General features: G+C 67.1%; 1 pseudogene. It reads left to right on the forward strand.

What is annotated here, in order from left to right:
• A pseudogene (locus tag KVS69_RS20090) lies at nucleotides 1-249 on the forward strand (hypothetical protein); the annotation flags it as partial.

Consider the following 249-nt stretch of genomic DNA (forward strand, 5'->3'; position numbering starts at 1 on the left):
CATCCCTCGGCGGGTTCGATCCCGCTGCTCGGCACGGACATTACGGAAGCGCCGCCGGACGAGGTGGCGCAGATGGGGCATGACCGCTCCTTCCAGATTTCCGCCGTCTTCCCGCATCTGTCGGTGCTGGACAATGTGCGCGTCGCGCTGCAGCGACTGAGCGGCCTTTCGACGCAGTTCTGGCTGCCGATTTCCTCGCTCGACCGGCTGAATGCGCGGGCCGACGAACTGATCGAGGCGGGCGGCCTG

Source organism: Stenotrophomonas sp. GbtcB23 (genome assembly GCF_019091045.1).
GTDB lineage: Bacteria > Pseudomonadota > Gammaproteobacteria > Xanthomonadales > Xanthomonadaceae > Stenotrophomonas > Stenotrophomonas rhizophila_A.